The 18,563-nt window shown below is 59.6% G+C and carries 13 protein-coding genes and 1 pseudogene; 4 read left to right on the top strand and 10 right to left on the bottom strand.

What is annotated here, in order from left to right:
* Window positions 1–69 precede the first annotated feature (69 nt).
* Both ACEN8E_RS23785 and ACEN8E_RS23780 read left to right on the top strand, forming a co-directional pair.
* A complete protein-coding gene (locus tag ACEN8E_RS23785) occupies window positions 70–4,665 on the top strand; it encodes a Tc toxin subunit A-related protein (RefSeq protein ID WP_495590098.1) in 4,596 nt (1,531 codons plus the stop codon).
* A 79-nt stretch (window positions 4,666–4,744) separates the two neighbouring features.
* Window positions 4,745–5,350 carry a hypothetical protein gene (locus ACEN8E_RS23780; protein ID WP_495590097.1) on the top strand — a complete coding sequence of 202 codons (606 nt, stop codon included), beginning with the start codon at window positions 4,745–4,747 and terminating at the stop codon, window positions 5,348–5,350.
* A 15-nt stretch (window positions 5,351–5,365) separates the two neighbouring features.
* Here the strand turns inward: ACEN8E_RS23780 and ACEN8E_RS23775 are convergent, their stop codons facing one another.
* Genes ACEN8E_RS23775 through ACEN8E_RS23750 form a run of 6 tightly spaced genes read right to left on the bottom strand, consistent with a single transcriptional unit; the run spans window position 5,366 to window position 12,082 of the window.
* On the bottom strand, window positions 5,366–6,697 hold the full coding sequence (locus ACEN8E_RS23775) for a DUF58 domain-containing protein (protein WP_495590096.1): 1,332 nt from the start codon (window positions 6,695–6,697) through the stop codon (window positions 5,366–5,368).
* A complete protein-coding gene (locus tag ACEN8E_RS23770; protein WP_495590095.1) occupies window positions 6,694–7,695 on the bottom strand; it encodes an AAA family ATPase in 1,002 nt (333 codons plus the stop codon). Before ACEN8E_RS23770 ends, ACEN8E_RS23775 begins: the two co-directional genes overlap by 4 nt.
* The gene (locus tag ACEN8E_RS23765) at window positions 7,692–8,834 is read right to left on the bottom strand and encodes a DUF4350 domain-containing protein (RefSeq protein WP_495593385.1); all 1,143 of its coding nucleotides are present in this window, start codon (window positions 8,832–8,834) and stop codon (window positions 7,692–7,694) included. Before ACEN8E_RS23765 ends, ACEN8E_RS23770 begins: the two co-directional genes overlap by 4 nt.
* A gap of 17 nt (window positions 8,835–8,851) precedes the next feature.
* Window positions 8,852–10,396, bottom strand: coding sequence for a DUF4129 domain-containing protein (locus ACEN8E_RS23760; protein WP_495590094.1), 1,545 nt, complete (start codon window positions 10,394–10,396; stop codon window positions 8,852–8,854).
* The gene (locus tag ACEN8E_RS23755) at window positions 10,383–11,360 is read right to left on the bottom strand and encodes a stage II sporulation protein M (protein ID WP_495590093.1); all 978 of its coding nucleotides are present in this window, start codon (window positions 11,358–11,360) and stop codon (window positions 10,383–10,385) included. The genes ACEN8E_RS23760 and ACEN8E_RS23755 overlap by 14 nt, the downstream gene beginning before the upstream one ends.
* Complete coding sequence (locus tag ACEN8E_RS23750) at window positions 11,357–12,082, bottom strand: RDD family protein (RefSeq protein WP_495590092.1); 726 nt, start codon at window positions 12,080–12,082, stop codon at window positions 11,357–11,359. Before ACEN8E_RS23750 ends, ACEN8E_RS23755 begins: the two co-directional genes overlap by 4 nt.
* A 197-nt stretch (window positions 12,083–12,279) precedes the next feature.
* Here ACEN8E_RS23750 and sbcB point away from each other — a divergent pair, with 197 nt between their 5' ends.
* Window positions 12,280–13,710, top strand: a complete 1,431-nt coding sequence (sbcB, locus tag ACEN8E_RS23745) for an exodeoxyribonuclease I (RefSeq protein ID WP_495590091.1) — start codon at window positions 12,280–12,282, stop codon at window positions 13,708–13,710.
* A 99-nt stretch (window positions 13,711–13,809) separates the two neighbouring features.
* Here the strand turns inward: sbcB and mvaT are convergent, their stop codons facing one another.
* Window positions 13,810–14,187: a histone-like nucleoid-structuring protein MvaT gene (gene mvaT / locus ACEN8E_RS23740; protein WP_007933316.1), complete on the bottom strand. Its 378-nt coding sequence runs from the start codon at window positions 14,185–14,187 to the stop codon at window positions 13,810–13,812.
* Between the two features lie 337 nt (window positions 14,188–14,524).
* Here mvaT and purU point away from each other — a divergent pair, with 337 nt between their 5' ends.
* Entirely contained in the window at window positions 14,525–15,373 is an 849-nt protein-coding gene (gene purU, locus ACEN8E_RS23735) for a formyltetrahydrofolate deformylase (RefSeq protein WP_007993692.1), read from the top strand.
* Between the two features lie 283 nt (window positions 15,374–15,656).
* Here the strand turns inward: purU and gpgD are convergent.
* From gpgD to ACEN8E_RS23720, 3 genes and pseudogenes are all read right to left on the bottom strand, one after another.
* Window positions 15,657–16,430: pseudogene (gene gpgD / locus ACEN8E_RS23730) on the bottom strand (N-acetylglucosaminyl phosphatidylglycerol deacetylase); the annotation flags it as partial.
* Window positions 16,423–17,535: an N-acetylglucosaminyl phosphatidylglycerol synthase gene (gene gpgS, locus ACEN8E_RS23725; RefSeq protein ID WP_495590090.1), complete on the bottom strand. Its 1,113-nt coding sequence runs from the start codon at window positions 17,533–17,535 to the stop codon at window positions 16,423–16,425. The gene gpgS and the pseudogene gpgD, both read right to left, overlap by 8 nt.
* 187 nt (window positions 17,536–17,722) lie before the next feature.
* Window positions 17,723–18,487, bottom strand: coding sequence for a methyl-accepting chemotaxis protein (locus tag ACEN8E_RS23720; RefSeq protein ID WP_495593384.1), 765 nt, complete (start codon window positions 18,485–18,487; stop codon window positions 17,723–17,725).
* Window positions 18,488–18,563: the final 76 nt, after the last annotated feature.

The following is an 18,563-nucleotide window of genomic DNA, read 5'->3' as shown; positions in this document are numbered from 1 at the left end:
TGCTGAAAAATATCAAGGCCAACCCTGCAAATATGACAACGGGGTGACCGCCATGAAAGGAGAATTGCGATGAACAAACCCGTTATCGGAGCATTGGCCGAGCGTCGTCGTAGTGCGTTGGTGGATTACTACCGCAGCCATATCGCCAAGGCCCAGGATCAACGTCGTGAGCAGCCGCTGAATCTGACGACCATCGATGACGTCCAACAGTATTTGCTGATGGACACCCAGGTGACCGCCAAGGTCGATACGTCGCCATTGGCCGAGGCGATTGCCTGCCTGCAACGGTACCTGGGACGAATCTATTCGAAGATGGAGCCCGGCTACAGCGAGAAATTTAACGAAGATGAGCTGGAGTACTGGCACAAGCGCCTGAGCAACATCAGCGACTGGGCGGGTTACCAGATGCTTGCGGACTATCCGGAAAACTACATTTCTCCGGGGTTGCGCCTGAAAAAAACCAAGTCATTCATCGATCTTGAAAACAACCTGTCCCAGGCCCGAATCAGCGATGCGTCGGTGCAGGCAGCCCTTTATGAGCATCTGGGTAAATTCGAAAAGGTCTGCAATTTGCGGCTGATTTCCGCTTTCATCGACAGCACTGATCAGTCTTCTAGCGAGCCCGCCGTACCGACCTTCAAGAACACGCATTACTACTTTATCGGCCGCCAGACCGAGCAACCTTACTCCTACTTCTGGCGCAAGGTCCGGGTGCACATCAACGACAACAACAAGGACCTGGACTATCTCAACCCCGCCGGCTGGAGCGAGTGGGAGGAGTTGATTCTGCCCGCCGGCCTCGAAGTCCTGGCGGTGCGCCCCGTGGTGTTTGGCGGTCGGTTGAGCCTCGTTTACATCGAAGGGGAGCAAGCCAAGGATGAGAAGGACAAGGACGGCAACGTTACCAAGCCCGGCGCCTGGACCGTGGAGGCCAAGTTGTCCTGGCTTGGATTGAATGGGATCTGGTCGACGCCTGTCAGTTTGTGCAAGGAAGAGTTTGCCGTTCTGCACAAAGACTCCATGCGGCTGTTAGCGGTCACGGTCACCGGGCCTCGCAAGGATATCGACGACTGGCTTGCCGTGAGCTTCACTTCTCTCGACGCCGCACCGCAGGTGCAAGCCTGGCGAGATGACACCGCGCCGGGCTGGCTGTTTGCCTGTGTGGATGCCTATTTCCAGCCACAACCGGTCAGGGTCGCCACGCTGCAGAGCTGGACGAGCGGGCGATTCAAGGACCAGCGGTTGTTGCAGCACAAAGTCACGCGCGACGAGTACGCAGCGTTGAATCGGGTACTGCGTGCACCGGCGAGTGGTGGAACCATTGAAGGGGACCTGAGTGGCACACTGGGGCTGAATATCAATGTCAGCAGCCGACTGGACGAGCAGGGCGTCATTCAGAATCACCTGCAGGCTCAAGGCCTGTGCCAGGCCAAAAGGAGCGATTTCGACTTGAAGGAAATTGTCCTGCTTTCCAGGCATACCTTTGGCGGCTCACTGGCCTTTTTCGAGATCTCATACGCTGGACCTTCGTCGATTCTATTGACCTGCCATCTGCAATTGCCCGCCATGAAAGTCGAGTTGCTGTTCAAGGATCTGACAGAACGGGAGTCTGTACTGGGAGTGATTCAACCCAATGAGTTTTCTTCCGCGGACGGCTGGGCGCGGGCGACGAAAGTCATTGAGTTGACACAGGCGGATCTGGAGCAGTTAGCGCTCAGAAGGCCTGACGAAGCATTCAGTGGTGCCGGCTTTTCGATTCGTGCCGCAGAAACGTCGGTCCGATTCAACCAGGCGGTGAACAAGATTTCGGTCAACGTAAAACCGCAGCCCATCAGTTTCGGATTGAAATTGTTCGATGGAAACACGCAACTCAAGGCGCAGGATTTCGCCTTCGACCTGGAGCATTGGTACGCCTCGGGCTGGGTGGACTATAAGTGGCAAGGGAATCCCGCCGGCAAGACGCTGAGCGTTTCCTGGGGCGATGATAAGGGTACTCGGGGACGTGACCGGTACGACATCACCGTCAATCAGGCGCCAACAACCGCCAGCTTGCCGTTGCTTGACACCCAGGATTCCGGTGCGCAGTTCCTCGACTTGCAGGCATTGGGTTTGTCCAGGTTACGCTGGGTGCGCCTCAACTCGCCGTTCGGGCCAGTCCTGAAGTCGAAAGTGGCGGTGTCGATTGATGAGCTGCTCTCGTGGGATACCCAGCACAGCCTTGAGCCCGCTCCTCAAAGTGTCGTGGGCGACTTTGCGTCGGTGCCAATGGATTTTTCTGGCGCCCATGGGGTTTTCTATTGGGAGTTGTTCTTCCATCTGCCGTTCCTGATCGCTCATCGGTTGTGCGAAGAACGCAACTATCTGGAATCCCAGCACTGGTTTCATTACCTCTTCGATCCACAGAACGAGCGCGTCAAAGGCCTTCCGGTTGATGAGGCGCATTGGCGCTGCCGGCCTTTGCTCGAGCCCGGTTATGCTGGTGCAGAAGCCGACAATCTGGTGGACCCGGATTCCATGGCGTACGCGTGCCCTGTCATCTATCGCAAAACCATCTTCATGGGGTACGTGCGCTGCATCCTCGCCTATGCCGATTCGCGGTATCGTCGCTTGACCCGGGACGATCTGGTGGCCGCCAAGTTGTTGTATGAACGGGCACTGGCATTGCTCGGCCCCAAGCCGGATACCGCGCCCATGAGCCATTGGGTTCCGAAATCGGTGAGCGATATCCTTAATCCAGCAACGAAGCGTGGCCCTTCGAAACTGGAGCTGTTCGAGCACTCTGCCGACGTCAGTGTGGCGAACCTGCCTGAGCGCGTGGTGGGTACGCCGCAGTTGGCAGGACTTGATCTGGATGAGTTTCGTCCGGCTGCCAACGAGATGCTGTTGGACTTGTGGCGGCATATTGAACAATGCCTGTGGAACATGTCGAACAACCTGACCATTGATGGCAAACCGATGTGGCTCCCGTTGTTTGCACCGCCGACCAATCCGCTGGACTTGCTCCGCGCCCAGGCCGGTGGATCGTCCGGAGCTTCGCGCAGTGCGGGTGGCTGGTTGAACATTCCGCACTATCGATTCCGAACCATGCTGGCATCGTCGCAAAATGCGGTGCAGACCTTGATGCGTTTCGGCCAGCAAGTACTGCAGTTCATGGAGCAACGCGATCGGGGACAACTGGAAGAACTTCAGCAAAGTCACTTGATTGAATTGAGTACGTTTGCCAGGGAAATACAACAGGCAACTATCGACCAGTTGAAGGTGGCCAAAGAGGGATTGGGGAAAAGCAGGGCAGTGCTGGAGAAGCGCGAGGCTTTTTACAAGGAGCAGCAAGCATCAGGTTTGTTGGGTCTTGAGGTTGCTGGTGATGTGCTGGGAGGCGCGGGGCGGTTATTGGGGGCGGCGGCGTTCATCCCAAAGGTGGCGGCGGGGGCTGCAACTTTGGCTGGGAAAATTGGGGCATTTGGTGGCACTGTTGCTCCGTTTCCTGTCGCAATCGTAACCAAGGAATCAGGAGATATGGGCGCGCCCTCAAGGAGCGCGGCATCTGTCCTGGCCGGATCAGGGGCACTTTCCTTTGAAATGTCCGAGGCTCTGCGTCTGACGGCTCACTACAATCGACGCTCGGCCGAGTGGAGCTTTCAGGAACAACAGGCTGCCGCAGAAATAGAAGTCATCAACGAGCAAATCCTCGCCCAGGACCATGCCATCGCTGGCGCTCAAGCCAGTCTGCGTCAAGCTGTAAAAGCGGCTGAGCAGGCCCAGGCGATCTATTCCTTCCACAAGACCCGAACCACCAACGTCGAGCTGTATCGCTGGCTGTTGAGCCAGATGGCCACCCACTATTATCAGGCGCACGACGCCGTGGTCGGGCTGTGCCTGAGCGCCCAGGCCTCCTGGCAATACGAAATGGGTGATTACGACACCACCTTCGTTCGGCCCAACGTGTGGATGGACAACTACCACGGGTTGATGGCCGGCGAATCGATGGCCCTGGATCTGTTGCGCATGGAATCGGCTTTCCTCCATCGTCACGAACGGCGTCTGGAGTTGACCAAGACCATTTCTCTGCGCCAGTTGTTCGATGCCAATGCCAAGGAAGACCCCTCCAGGGATGACTGGGCAAAGGCCTTGGACCAATTCAAAGTGGAAGGAAGCCTGGACTTCGAGTTTCCCCAACAACTGTTCGATCGCGATTATCCCGGCCATTACTGCCGCCAGATCACCAGCGTGGATGTGACGTTGCCGGTGACCCTGGGGCCGTATCAAGACGTGCGTCTGATGCTCACCCAGATTTCGAGCACCACGGCGGTCAAGCCTGTGGTGTCTTCACTGGATTATCTCTATGCCCCCGATGCCTCACGTACGCCAGCAGACATCAAGCTCAATTTGCGCAATAGCCAGCAAGTAGCGGTGTCCACCGGCATCGATGACAGCGGCCAGCACATGCAGAATTTTGGTGACGAGCGTTACCAGCCTTTCGAAGGCACCGGCGCAGTTGCGAGGTGGCGGCTTGAGTTGCCGATGGGCAAGGAAGACAACCAGGAGGAACTCAAGAACAGCCTGACGGACATCATTGTGTGTGTTCGCTACCTGGCCTTCGTGGGTAACTCGACATACACGCAGAAAGTGATTGAGAAACTCAAAGGCCAGGTCTTGAGTTCCTGAGTGGCTTGGCCCCCGACAGTACCGAATAAACAGGTTTTTTGAGCCTGGAAATGTCAACGTCTATAGAGGTGTAGCAACCATGAGCAGTGATGAACTGATTGAAGAAAGAAACTTGATTGAAGAAAGAAACTTGATTGAAGGAGGAAACCTGATTGAAGGAAGAAACCTGATTGAGTACGGCGATTTCAGCGATAACTGGCGTACGGTATGGACAGTCACTGGAAACCCGCTTGAGCGTGAAGACAGTGTATCGGGTAAGACTTACCTACAGATGACCAAGGGCGCCACGATCGCGTATACCTTCCCCTTACCGGTTCGCCCCGATACTGATGCGGTTTACTGGTTTTCGTTTGCCTATGAGGTCGTGGGCAAAAAACCGAGCCAGGTGAGCCTGACGACAGACAAAGGCAAAGTGCTCTTCAACGAGTCTTTTCTGAGCAGAAAAAGTACCGCTGATACTGGAATGTCAGACAATCAACCTCTGGTTGACCTCAGGCCCTACGAGCCTATTGCGATTCAGAGGCTTGAGCGAACTAACACGGAGGTGACCCTGCAGGTCACCAGTGCCGACGGGGGGACGCTGGAGGGTATTCACGTGACAGATTTCAAGATTGATTTGCGTCTTGCGCCTTTGGAGTTAAGTGGGCTTTGGATTGATGGTCGGTCGATTCCAGTGACGGCTTAGCGTTGGCACACCAGGTTAAAGTTTTCCGTCCCGCTTCCAGCCCAAATACCGCGTCACCAACTCTGCCCCCAACTCACCGGGCCGCGCATCCATCACCAGCACTCCATGAGCATTCAACCGCTCATGGAGTTCCGCTCGCGCATTCAAATAATCTACCGTGCCGCAATAAGCCAACGCCTCAGGCAAGGTTTGTACCGGGGCCTGACGCAGGTTGTCGAGCACCTCTTCACGCAGGCTCGCGACCAGCACCTGATGCTGCTGGCTCAGGCGTTTGACTGCCGAGAGCAACTCATCATCGTCCTCTTCACGCAGGTTGGTCACCAGCACCACCAGTGCCCGGCGTTTTTGCCGTGCCAGCAGTTGCGTCACCGCTGCTTGATAGTCGGCGCTGCGTTGGGTGCTGTTCAAGTCATAAACGCTGTTGAGCAGTGTGTTGAGATGGCTGGTGCCTTTCACCGGCGCAAGGTAGCGCGGCTGTTCACTGGCAAAGGTACTCAGGCCCACCGCGTCGCCCTGACGTAACGCGACGTAGCTGAGCAACAGACAGGCATTGAGGGCGTGATCGAAGTGCGACAGCTCATCATCCTGGCTGCGCATGTGCCGGCCGCAGTCGAGCATGAAGATGATCTGCTGGTCGCGCTCGTCCTGGTACTCCCGGGCAATTGGCGTGCGCTGGCGGGCGGTGGCCTTCCAGTCGATCTGGCGCAGGCTGTCACCCTCGCGAAATTCGCGCAATTGATGAAACTCCAGGCCCAGGCCCCGTCGTTGTTTCTGGCGAACGCCAAGCTGGCTGAGCCAGTTGTCCACCGCCAGCAACTGCCCTTCATAGAGACGGGCGAAGTCGGGGTAGACGCGGGTGGCGTCGGGCAGCTCGAGTAGGCGCTTGTCCGACCATAGTCCCAAGGGACTTGGCAGGTTGATTTCGCAGCGTTCGAAGCTGAAGTGGCCGCGCTTGAGCGGACGCAGGCGATAACCGGCTAGGCTGTGCTGGCCGGGTTGCAGTTCGACTGACAGTGGCAGGTTTTCGAAGCTCAGGCCCGCTGGCACATGGTCGAAGACTTGCACGTTCAGAGGTTGGGCAAAGTCGTGTTCAAGGGTCAGTTGCACTTCGCTCCATCGGCCCAGCGCCAGGCTGCCGGGTATTTGTCGTTTCAGCCGGGGCGAAGGCAGGCGCTTCACGCGAATACCATCCAGCAGGGCCAAGGCCAGCAGCGCCAGGAGCAACCCCCAGTTGATCGCCATGAGATTCGCCGGCACCGTGAACTCCAGCGCCCGCAAAGTGCCCGACACAATGCCGCAGGCCAGCAGGATCAACAGCCAGGCGAGCATCAGGCGCGACGGTTTCACAGGCGCGGCGCCGGCACTTGGTCGAGCATCTGCTGGAGCACCTGATCGACATCCAGGCCTTCGATATCCAGCTCCGGTGCGATGCGCACACGATGGCGCAGCACGGCCAGGGCGCAACCCTTGATGTCATCCGGAATCACGAACTCACCGCCGCGCAGCAGCGCACGGGCCCGGGCACATCGCACCAGCGCGATGGACGCGCGGGGCCCGGCGCCGAGGATCAAGCCGGGCCAGTTGCGGGTGGAGCGGGCCAGGCGCACGGCGTAATCGAGCACCTGATCGTCCAGTGGCAGGTCGCTGGCGATACGTTGCAAGGCCTGTACATCCCTGGCCTGCAATAACGTGCGCATCGGTTGAACATCGAGCATGTCGGCCCGGGTCGAGCGGCTGACCTGACGCACCATGTTCAGTTCTTGCTCGGCGTCGGGGTAATCCATGCGCACCTTGAGCATGAAGCGGTCAAGTTCGGCCTCCGGCAGAGGGTAAGTGCCTTCCTGCTCGATCGGGTTTTGCGTGGCAAGCACCATGAACGGTTGCGCAATCGGCAATGGACGGCCTTCGAGGGTGACTTGCCGTTCCTGCATGGCTTCGAGCAGCGCCGCCTGGGTTTTCGCCGGGGCGCGGTTGATTTCGTCGGCCAACAACAGGTTGGTGAACAGCGGGCCTTTGCGCAGTTTGAATTGCTCGGTCTGCAAGTCGTACACCGCGTGCCCGGTGACGTCGCTGGGCATCAGGTCGGGGGTGAACTGGATGCGCGCAAATTCGCCGCCGAAGCAGCGGGCGAGGGCGCGCACCAACAGGGTCTTGCCCAAACCCGGTACGCCTTCGAGCAGCACATGACCGCCCGCGATCAGCGCGGTCAGGACGTCGTCGATCACGCTGTCCTGGCCGATCAAGGCTTTTTGCAATTCATTGCGCACGGCCTGGGCCAGTTGGCTGGCACGCTGACGTTGTTGAGCGGCATGGCTCGGTACGTCGGGCTCGATCGGTTGACTCATAGGGCATTCCTCAAGGATTGCAGGTGGGCGACCTGGCGGCTGAATTCAACGCTGGAAAGCCGTTGCTGCGGTCGCGGGCTCATGGCCTGGCTGATAGCGCGTGTGGGTTGGCCGGTCAGGCGTGCGAGCACCAGCCATTGTTCGGCAACGCCGAGTTGTTCAAAGCCGGGATGGCGCCGCCGCACGCGCCGCAGGATGTCTTGCTGCAAGGCTTGCAGCAGGCCGGCCTGACCGTTGCGACGCAACAGGAAGTCGGCACTGGCGCGCAGGTGCTCCTGCAGTTGCCGGCGTGCTTTCGGCGCCGGTTCTTGCAGTGGTCCCTGGCGCACGCCAAAGTGCCAGAAACCCAGGCCGATCAAGGCGAACAATGCGACCAGCGCCTGGGGGAAATAACGCAGCAGCAAGGTCGGCAGGCTGTCGTGATCGCTGTTGAAGATCAGTGTCACGCGGGTGTCGGCGGTCAGGTACCAGAGCAGCCAGGCGTTGTCGTACTGGTCGATGGCCGGGGTTTTCCACAGGTCGGCATCGGTGACCACGATGACCGAGCCGAGCCCGTGATCGAGTTGCATCATGTGCGTGGCCCTGGCGCTGTTGGCCCAGGCCCAGGCGAGGTTTTTCGGGTCTTCGAGATGGAACGCCGTATCGAAACCGGCATAGGCCGGGGCGTCTTCGTCTTCCAGATAGAGCTTGGTCAGTTGCGGGTACGGATCTTCACCGACATCGGGTGGCGGTGCCTTGAGGTCCTTGCTCAGGAACTGCTGCACTTGCACCCGATCGAGCAGCAGGTCAGTGCTGTGGCCGAGCTTTTCATCCCACAGCGACTCGGCGACGAACAGTAGTCGCCCGCCGGCCTGGGTCCAGTTCATCACCTGGTCGATCTGCCGTGGAGTCATGTTGTCGCGGTCACCGAGCAACAGCAGGCTGTGTTGATGCGGATCGAGGCTGGGCAGGATGTCGAGGCCGTTGGCGTGGTCGACGCTCAGGCCTTGCTTGCGCAGGAAGAGTTCCGCTGCCAGATAAGGGTTGGCTTGGGCTTCCGGTGAGGGGCCGTGGTCGATTTCGCGCTGGTAGGGGGTGGCCTTGAGGTACAGATAAACACTCAATGCAGCCACCAGCGCGGCGATCAATGCCCCGGCCATCGCCCCCCAGCGTCGGCTCAACGGACAGCCTGCGAGCCGAACAGAATACGCCAGCCGTTACACAGTTCCTGCTGCACCTGAGCGGGTGGCAAGCGATGACCGTAGGCCATGTTTTGCCAGTGCCCGGTGAGATCCTTGCTGTATGCCAGCAGGGCCGGTCGCTGTATCAGCTCGACGCGCCGAAGTACCTGGCCTTCGGTATCGGCGGCTTTGAGTGCGATGTTGAAATCGTGCGTCAGGCGACTGAGCAGGGCACGATAAAGCAAGCCGAGGGCTTCGCGCGGATGGGTCTGCCAGAGACTTTCAGCGCTGGTGGCGATGTCGGCGGGCAGGGACTCGGGCTTGAGGTCCAGGCCGAACGCCTGCTGTGGTAACGGCCGCGTGGCTTTTATGTCGAGACTCGCTCGTCGGCTGACGAACGCTTGCGACCAGTCGCGATAGCGCCAGATCAACAGGCCGACGGCTCCGATGACGGCGCCCCACAGGACGATTTCAATCAGGCTCGCCAATGCCCCGAAGCGCTGCCCCTCAAGCAGCTTCAGCAGGGCTTTCAACCATTGCGGTGTCTTGCCGTCGTCCGGGGCTTCAGCGCTTGGCTGGTCTTCGCCAAAGCGGTAGCGCGTTACCGTTTCCCGGTTCTTGAAGGGCGGTTGTTCGAGGATCGTCTTGATGCCGTCCCTGGAAGCCTGGCTGGTCAGGGGCTGGCCCAGCAAGCGCGGGCTGTCGGGTGAAAGGGCCGGTTCGGCGGCCCACACGCTGCGTGTGGTCGGCATCAGCAGTATCACACCGATCAACAGGACAGCGGCTGCATTGGTGAGGCGTTGGCGCATGCGGCGGAACACCAGTTCGATATCCCAGGCCTCCAGCACGGTGCGCCGGTTCAGGTAAAGGCTGAAACCGCAGGCGACATAGATAGGTTCACAGACCACCAGCACCAGTGCATAAAAGGCGTTGGTCAGATGTTCCAGCCAACGCCAGTCCTGGCCGGGCGCAGAGATCAGCGACTGCCAGCTCCAGTCGAGCGCGACCTGTTGTGGCAGCAGCAGATAGAACAACACCATCAAGCCGATCCACAACGCGCCCTCCAGGTGCGCACCGATAATCGTCAGCCAGCGCGCGGCGCCGGCGTCTCGCTGCAATAGCACCTGCAGGCGCTGTTGCCGTTGCGGTCCATCGAGGCCTTCAAGTTGCACCACCGGCATCGCGAAACTGCGGTACAGACTCAGGCGCCGCCAGGTCAGGCTGGCCAGCAATTGCGGTTTGAGCAGGCGTAGCCATTGGTAGAGGGCCTGCTTGAGCGAGGGCGTTTCACCGAACATGGCTTTGGACAGAATGTACAAGGGCAGGCGTTCGAACGCCGGCTTCAGCCACCAGAAAATGAACATGGCGAGAGAGGGTGAATCCCACAACCCCCAACTGAGCAGCGCGAACACGGGCAAGGTGACCATGGCCCAACTGGTCATCAACAGGCGTCGGTGGCGCTGACTCAGGAGCACGCCGAGGTCCATGGCTTCCCAGGTCGGGCGCGGGCGGATCACCGCCGTGGCGTCACTCAGGCGCATGGCGGCGGCGCCCGGCAAACACGAGATAAACCACCACCAGCAGCCAGAGCGCAGCGCCCACCAGGTACTTGGTCTGGTGCGACGGGCCAGTCATCGATGACCAGTAGGCTTCGATAAACGCCGCAATCAACAGAAACAGCATGACCCCGCAGATCAGCAGCACACACTTGCGCGCAGCCAGGCGCAAGGCCTCGGCGCGTGGCAGGCACCCCGGGGCGACCAACGCCCAGCCCAGCTTCAGGCCGGCGGCACCGGCCAGGGCGATGGCGCTGAGTTCGAAGGCGCCATGGCCGATCACGAATGACCAGAAGGTTTGCCCGTAGCCGACGTAGGTCAGGTGCCCGGCCAGCGCACCGATCATCAGACCGTTGAAAATCAGGAAAAACACGCTGCCAAAACCCAGCAGCAAACCACTGGCGAAGGTCTGAAAGGCGATGCCGATGTTGTGCATGATGTAGTAGCCGAACATCGCCCAGTCCTCGCTGGCGGCTCGTTGCGCCGTGCGTCCGAGGTGACCGGCAACGGGGTCGTACATGCTTTGCATCTCGCTGACTTGCTCGGCGGGGATCAGGTTGTAGATGAGGTCCGGGTACAGGTACACCAGCAGCGCGAAACCGGCCAGGCTGGCAAAGAACATCAGGCTGGCGGCGAGGACGAACCGCCACTGTTCGCGCACCAGTCGCGGAAAGTCGGCCAGGATGAATGCCAGCACGCTGGCGCCCGGACGGCTGCGGTGACGGTAGAGTTGTTGGTGTCCGCGCAGCGCTTGTTGCTGCAGGGAATCGATCAGAAAACTGCTGTAGCCGCGCTCCCTGGCCAGTGCCAGGTGTTGGCAGAGACGTCGGTAATCCCTTGGAAAACTGCCTGCCCCCGTGACTTTCCTGTTGTGCTCCAATTGCTCGAGCAGGTGAGCGAACTGTTCCCATTCGGTCTTGTGCCGGTTTTCAAAAAGGCTTTGCTTCATGTCGGCCCCAACAAGCTGCGGGCGATGCCGTTGAGCTCGGTCACCGCCTGCTGTGCCGGTATTTGCAACGGCTGGGCGAGGATCGCAGCCAGTTCATCGGCCCGCGCCCGGGAGAGTTCGCCCTGGCGCTCGGCAAACCCGAGAATGGCCCGCTGCTCGGTGAGTGTCAGGGCAAAGGCCGGGCGGCGGGGCTGGGCTTCGGGGAGTTCGGGGCGGGTGTGCGATTGTTCGCGGTAGATCACCAGGGTACCGGCGGCAATATCGCCCAGGCGCTTGAAGTGGGGGTGTTGCAGGCAACTGATGGCCCCGAGGAAGTAACCGAACGGAAGCAAATCGACAACACGCAGCAGGTTGCGTAGCAGCGACGCGGACCAGCCGACCGGGGTGCCATCGTCGTGCACCACCCGTAGTCCCATCCATTGCTTGCCCGGCGAGCGGCCGTGGTTCAGCACCTCGAACAGCACCATGTACCACCAGCTCACCACGAACAGCAGGATCGAGCCGAGTCCGGCACCCAGTTTGCCGAGCATCGCCATTGCAAAGAACAGCACGCCCAGGACCAGGCCGCGCAAACCGAGGTCGATGGAGAATGCCAGCGCACGGACCATCAACCCGGCGGGGCGCAGTGGCAGGTCGACGCCCTCCGGCGTTTCGATCTGGTACCGCGTATCCAGCGGCGGTGACAGCGGCGCATTCCCTGGCAGTGCTGTGGTCTCGAGCATGGGCAACCTGACGATGTGGCCTGGATCGGGATTGTGTCTCCATTCGATGCTAGCAGTCTATGCGGGAGGGGGCGGGGGGAAACGACATGACTATGTAGTGCATGGCGAGTCGCGCAAGGTGCTTGAATGACAAGACTACTGGCCGGAGCGGGAGGTGAACGCCTAGACTTTGCCGATCTTCTGTTCAGGAATCGCCCGTGACCTCCATCTTCTGGTACGACTACGAAACCACTGGCATCAATCCCCGTAATGACCGTCCGTTGCAAATGGCCGGCCTGCGCACCGACTTCGATCTCAATGAAATCGACGAGCCGGTCAATCTTTACTGCCAGCCCAGTGACGACATCCTGCCGCATCCGGCTGCCTGCACGATCACGGGAATTACCCCTGGGCAACTGCAGGCGCAAGGCTTGAGCGAAGCCGATTTCATGACCCGGGTGCATGCCCAGCTCGCCGCGCCCGGTACCTGTGGCGCGGGGTATAACACTTTGCGTTTCGACGACGAAATGACCCGCTACAGCCTGTACCGAAACTTTTTCGACCCTTATGCGCGGGAGTGGCAGGGTGGCAATAGCCGCTGGGACCTGATCGATGTGGTGCGCGCCGCCTATGCCTTACGCCCCGATGGCATGGTCTGGCCGACCGATGACGAGGGGCGGGTCACGCTCAAGCTCGAACGCCTGACCGCGGCCAATGGCATCGATCATGGCAATGCCCACGAAGCGCTGTCGGACGTTCGCGCGACGATCGCCCTGGCACGCCTGATACGGGAAAAACAGCCAAAACTGTATGACTGGCTGTTTCAGTTGCGCAGCAAGCAAAAAGTCATGGACCAGATACGACTGCTGCAACCCATGGTGCATGTTTCCGGGCGTTTTTCCGCCGCGCGCAATTATGTGGGGGTGGTGTTGCCGCTGGCCTGGCACCCGCGCAACAAGAATGCCCTGATTGTCTGTGACCTGCATCTCGATCCCCAGGACCTGCTCGGCCTGGATGCCGAAAGTTTGCGTCAGCGCTTGTATACCCGCCGCGACGAACTGGCCGAAGACGAGTTACCGGTGCCATTGAAGCTGATTCACATCAACAAGTGCCCGGTGGTGGCCCCGTTGTCGGTACTTCGCCAGGAGGATCAGCAGCGTCTGGGGCTGGATATGGCGCTTTATCAACAGAGGGTGTTGCAGCTCAATGACGCCCGGAAAGTTTGGCAGGATAAAATTCTGGCGATTTATGCCCGCGATGATTTTTCCCCGAGTCAGGATCCTGAGCAACAGTTATACGATGGATTTATCGGTGATCGGGATCGACGCTTGTGTGAACAAGTCAGAACCGTTGACCCGATGCAATTGGCCCAAGAGCAGTGGCCTTTCGATGACGAACGTTTGCCGCAATTGCTGTTTCGATATCGCGCACGCAACTTTCCCGATACGTTGAGTTCCGAAGAGCAAGAACGCTGGCGAATATTCTGTCAGAAACGTTTGTCAGATCCAGAATGGGGGGCGCCAAATACCCTTGAAAGTTTTGCAGAGGCCGCGGCCCAATTGAGCGTTAGTGCTACTCCGTTTCAGCAGGAGGTGCTCTGTGAGTGGCAGGACTATGTCCAGGGACTACGCCAGCGTTTGCGTCTTTGAATTCGAAGATGCGAGGGCTTAAATGCCGCGCATAAAAAACGCCAGCATTTGCTGGCGTTATTTTTTTGTCACGGGTCCGTCTGCGACAAGCCCGGGGGCTTAGCCCAGCAGGGTAGCCCAGCCTTCCACCACGTCACCGCCCCACTTGGCTTTCCACTCTTTCAGAGTCTTGTGGTTGCCACCTTTGGTTTCGATGACTTCACCGTTGTGCGGGTTTTTGTATTGTTTAACTTTGCGAGCACGCTTGGTGCCGGTAGTTTTCACTGCACCGCCACGTGGTGCCTTGGTTTTGGATTCTGGATCCAGCAGCGCGATGATGTCACGCAGGGACTTGGAGTATTCACCCATCAGGGTGCGCAGTTTGCCTTCGAATTCCAGCTCGGTTTGCAGTTTGTCGTCTTGGGACAGGTTCTTCAAACGGGCTTGCAGCTCTTTGATAGCTTCTTCGGTGGCGCGATATTCGTTGATCAAGGACATGTGGACTACCTTATGTTGTGCGCTGGAGGGCAGGTGACAGTGCCGCAATAATAGTCATGGTGTTTCATCAAGTAAACATTTAACCGAACTTTATTTAATTTAACTGCTGTGTCTTTGGTGCACATTGGTAATGCAGTTATTAGTGTGGTCCGGGTCTGACAGATATACATAAATTAACAAATGCACGGTACCGCTAGAGCATCCGGGCGAACCGGCACGGGCGCTGTCCGCCCTGTCGCACCGCCCGTCGGGCAGGGTAAAAACGTCAACAATACTGCAGTTTTGCTGCGCAATCGCTAGAATGGCGGCCTTTGCGAAGTTCTGGAGTTTCCCCCTCATGCGCACTTTTCGTCTGGTGATTTCTTGCCCGGACCGTGTTGGCATCGTTGCCAAAGTCAGTAACTTTCTGGCATCACACAACGGCTGGATCACTGAAGCGAGCCATCACTCGGACAATCTCAGTGGCTGGTTCTTCATGCGTCACGAAATCCGTGCCGACTCCCTGCCATTTGGTATCGAAGCTTTTCGCGAGGCCTTTGCTCCGATCGCCGAAGAGTTCTCGATGGACTGGCGCATCACCGATACCGAACAAAAGAAACGCGTTGTGCTGATGGCCAGCCGCGAGTCGCACTGCCTGGCCGACTTGCTGCACCGCTGGCACAGCGATGAACTGGATTGCGAAATCTCCTGTGTGATTTCCAACCATGACGACTTGCGCAGCATGGTGGAGTGGCACGGTATTCCGTACTACCACGTCCCGGTCAATCCGCAGGACAAGCAACCGGCCTTCGCCGAGGTTTCGCGCCTGGTCAAACAGCACGATGCCGAAGTGGTGGTGCTTGCCCGTTACATGCAAATCCTGCCGCCGGAATTGTGCAGCGAATACGCGCACAAGGTCATCAACATTCACCACAGCTTCCTGCCGTCGTTCGTCGGGGCCAAGCCGTATCACCAGGCCTCCCTGCGTGGCGTGAAGCTGATCGGCGCGACCTGCCACTATGTGACCGAAGAGCTGGATGCCGGCCCGATCATCGAGCAGGACGTGGTGCGCGTCAGCCACAGCGACAGCATCGAAGACATGGTGCGTTTCGGCCGTGACGTCGAGAAAATGGTGCTGGCCCGTGGCTTGCGTTATCACCTGGAAGACCGCGTGCTGGTACACGGCAACAAAACCGTGGTCTTCTGACAGACCTGCGGCACAGTTGAAATTCGAAGGGCCTGGGCGTTCAATCGCTTCAGGCCCTTCGCCGTTTCCGCATCGAGGAAAAAATCATGGCCGATCCACTGGACAAAGCCACATCCAAGGCTCCCGCCACGCTGGGCGAAGGTTGTCTGAGTCGCTACGACCCGGATGACATGGGGCCTGAAACGGGGACGGAATTTCCTGACGCCGCGCAGTTGTGGGAACAGTTGCAGCAAGCGCCTGAGGACAAACCCAAGCCTGCCTGAGTTTCATCAACTTCAGCGGCAGCGGCATGGCTCATGCGGTCGTTTTGCAGCGTCAGCCACTGGGCCTTGGTCATCGGAACCCTTCCGTTGTCGAGCAGGCGTTCCAGGGTTTGCAGCCAGTATCGACGCGAGAACTCATGGCGCATGTCCACCGGGTGCAGGCCCAGGCGAATCACCGGGGCCTGCTGCCAGCGTTGTTCGCGGCGGTCGCTGACGAGCTTCGATATGCCCCGGCGCCAGGCACTGCGCGCACTCCAGACCAGCCCGGGTGCCTCGATCGCGGTGAAATCCGGCAACCGGTATAGATGCTGCGAGTCGCTGGTGTAACTCAACGGCAATTGGCGCAATGCCTGGCGAGTGCCTTGGCTCATCAGCCAGGCAGGGGCGACGAACCCCTCAAGCGGCCAGTCATGGCGGTGGAACATTTCGATGCCCGAGCGCAGGCGGGTGAGGGCGGCTTCGGCTGACAAACGGTAAAACTCGCCTTCGTGGGTGTAGACCCGACACATGAACCAGTCGCGGGGATTGCCGGGCATCGTCCCGTCATCGCAGTGGAAGTAGCCATGCAGGGCCAGTTCGTCGCCGCGGGCAACCCTGGCACTGAGCTGGCGGCGAAATTGCGGATGGGCGTCCAGATCGTTGTGTTTGTGGAAGTTCGGTACCACCAGCCAGGTGATCGGAACGCCACCCAGCACGTCGACGGCTTTGACGAACGGCTGGTAATCGGCCCAGGTTGGCGGTGCCACGTCGTGCATTACCAGTAGCAATCCGGAATTGTTCATGGGCTCAACCATTGGCGGTCAACGACCATTGGCTACCAAGCACGGCGTGGTAGTGACGCAGCAAGCTGTTGACCACCGTGTCCCAGGCGTAATGCCGCTCGACATGCAATCGTGCCTGTTTGCCCAGCGTTGTGTTGCCCGACCCGAATAGTTCTCGAACGGCGGCGGCCATCGCGGCAGGATTGTTCGGTGCACAGAGGCGACCGCAGTCCTCGGCGATGATTTCCTCGAAAGCCCCGGCGGCCACGGCCACCACCGGTATGCCGCTGGCCATGGCCTCCAGAATGACCAGACCGAAGGTTTCATGATCGCCGGCGTGCAGCAATGCGTCGGCGCTGGCCATCAGCCGGGCCACCTGCGCCGCCGGACGGAAATCGTCGATCACCGTCACGTTGGATGGCACGGTCGTGGGCATCGACGAGCCCACCAGCAGCAGGTGATAGCATCGACCCAGGCGTTCCATGCAGTCGAGCAACACCGGCAGGTTTTTTTCCTTGGAGCCGCGCCCGGCGAAGATCAGCAACCGGGTGTTTTCGTCCAGGCCTAATTCGGCCCGTAGTCCGGGGTCCCTGGCTTCGGGATTGAAGGTTTGCAGGTCGACACCGAGCGGCTGCACGAAGACATTCCTGACCCCAAGCCCGGCAAGTTTGTCGGCCATGACCCGGCTGGGCGCCAGGACCCGGTCGAAGTTGCCGTAAAGCTTGCTGACATAGGCCTCGACGTTGTTGGTCACCCAGTTGCCCATGCGGTTGCGGACCAGTAGCGGCAGGTCCGAGTGATAAAAGCCGATGACCGGCACGTCAAGTTGGCGCCGCGCATCCAGTGCCGCCCATGCGGTGAGATAGGGGTCGCCGACTTCGATCAGATCGGGTTGCAAGTCATGCAGGACATTGCGCCAGGGTGCGAGACGCAGAGGGAAACGATAGCCCTTGCCGAAGGGCAGGGCAGGGGCCGGGACGGTGAAGATGCCATCCTGCTCGCTCAATGAGGGTCCGGGGATCAGCAAACTGTGGCGAATGCCCGGCTTGATGCCCAGGCGACGGTGCTTTGCATCCAGATAAGTACGCACGCCACCGCTGGCTGGGGCATAGAACATGGTGACGTCAGCGATATGCACGATGAACGGTCCTCCAGTCCCGGTACTCCCTTGGTTGGCCTATATGAAGGATAGATGTTCGGTTGGGGGTGCGCGGTTGGGGGGGGCAGCGGGGGTGTTTGGCAGGCCGCTATCGCGAGCAGGCTTCCACAGGTTCAGTGACAACTTTGTGGGAGCGAGCCGGCTCGCGATGGGACCGGTTCAGACGCTAGATACGGAAACTGCCTACCAACTGCTTCAACCGCGCCGCCTGCTGCTCAAGGTCCGAGCATGCGCGCAATGTCGATTGCAGGTTTTCCACACCTTCCTGGTTCAGCGTGTTGATCTCGGTGATGTCGACGTTGATCGACTCCACCACGGCGGTCTGTTCTTCCGTCGCGGTGGCGACCGACTGGTTCATGCCGTCGATTTCACCAATACGCAGCGTCACGCTGTTCAGGCGTTCACCCGCCAGGTTGGCGATTTCCACGCTGTCCTGGCTGTGGCGCTGGCTGTCGCTCATGGTGCTGACCGATTCCCGGGCGCCGACTTGCAGCTCCTCGATCATCGTCTGCACTTGCTGCGCCGATTCCTGCGTGCGGTGTGCCAGGTTGCGCACCTCGTCCGCCACCACGGCAAAACCACGACCGGCTTCACCGGCGCGCGCGGCTTCAATCGCGGCGTTGAGCGCCAGCAGGTTGGTTTGTTGGGAAATGCTGGTGATCACTTCGAGAATCTGCCCGATGTTCACCGTTTTGCTGTTCAACGATTCGATATTGGTGCTGGAAGCGCTGAGCATGGTCGACAGCTGATTCATCGCGACAATGCTGCGATCCACCACTTGCTGGCCGTCTTCGGCGAGGCTGCGGGCATCGCTGGCCTGGCTCGACGCCTGGGCGGCATTACGCGCGATTTCCTGGGCGGCGGCGCCGAGCTGGTTGATGGCGGCCGCGACGCTGCTGGTGCGCGAGGCTTGCTGGTCGGAGTTGAACATCGACGAGTTGGAGGCTGCGACCACGCGTAATGCCACTTCGTTGACCTGCCCGGTGGCCGAAGATACTTCGCGGATC

This window comes from Pseudomonas sp. Pseusp9, from assembly GCF_059491265.1.
Note: the sequence above shows the minus strand (reverse complement) of the source record. Positions and strands in the feature narration are given on the sequence as shown.

Coding starts and splice junctions, on each gene's coding strand:
- ACEN8E_RS23785 (WP_495590098.1), top strand. CDS start 70: ATGAACAAACCCGTTATCGGAGCATTGGCCGAGCGTCGTCGTAGTGCG.
- ACEN8E_RS23780 (WP_495590097.1), top strand. CDS start 4,745: ATGAGCAGTGATGAACTGATTGAAGAAAGAAACTTGATTGAAGAAAGA.
- ACEN8E_RS23770 (WP_495590095.1), bottom strand. CDS start 7,695: ATGAGTCAACCGATCGAGCCCGACGTACCGAGCCATGCCGCTCAACAA.
- ACEN8E_RS23765 (WP_495593385.1), bottom strand. CDS start 8,834: ATGGCCGGGGCATTGATCGCCGCGCTGGTGGCTGCATTGAGTGTTTAT.
- ACEN8E_RS23760 (WP_495590094.1), bottom strand. CDS start 10,396: ATGCGCCTGAGTGACGCCACGGCGGTGATCCGCCCGCGCCCGACCTGG.
- ACEN8E_RS23755 (WP_495590093.1), bottom strand. CDS start 11,360: ATGAAGCAAAGCCTTTTTGAAAACCGGCACAAGACCGAATGGGAACAG.
- ACEN8E_RS23750 (WP_495590092.1), bottom strand. CDS start 12,082: ATGCTCGAGACCACAGCACTGCCAGGGAATGCGCCGCTGTCACCGCCG.
- mvaT (WP_007933316.1), bottom strand. CDS start 14,187: ATGTCCTTGATCAACGAATATCGCGCCACCGAAGAAGCTATCAAAGAG.
- purU (WP_007993692.1), top strand. CDS start 14,525: ATGCGCACTTTTCGTCTGGTGATTTCTTGCCCGGACCGTGTTGGCATC.
- ACEN8E_RS23720 (WP_495593384.1), bottom strand. CDS start 18,487: ATGTTCAACTCCGACCAGCAAGCCTCGCGCACCAGCAGCGTCGCGGCC.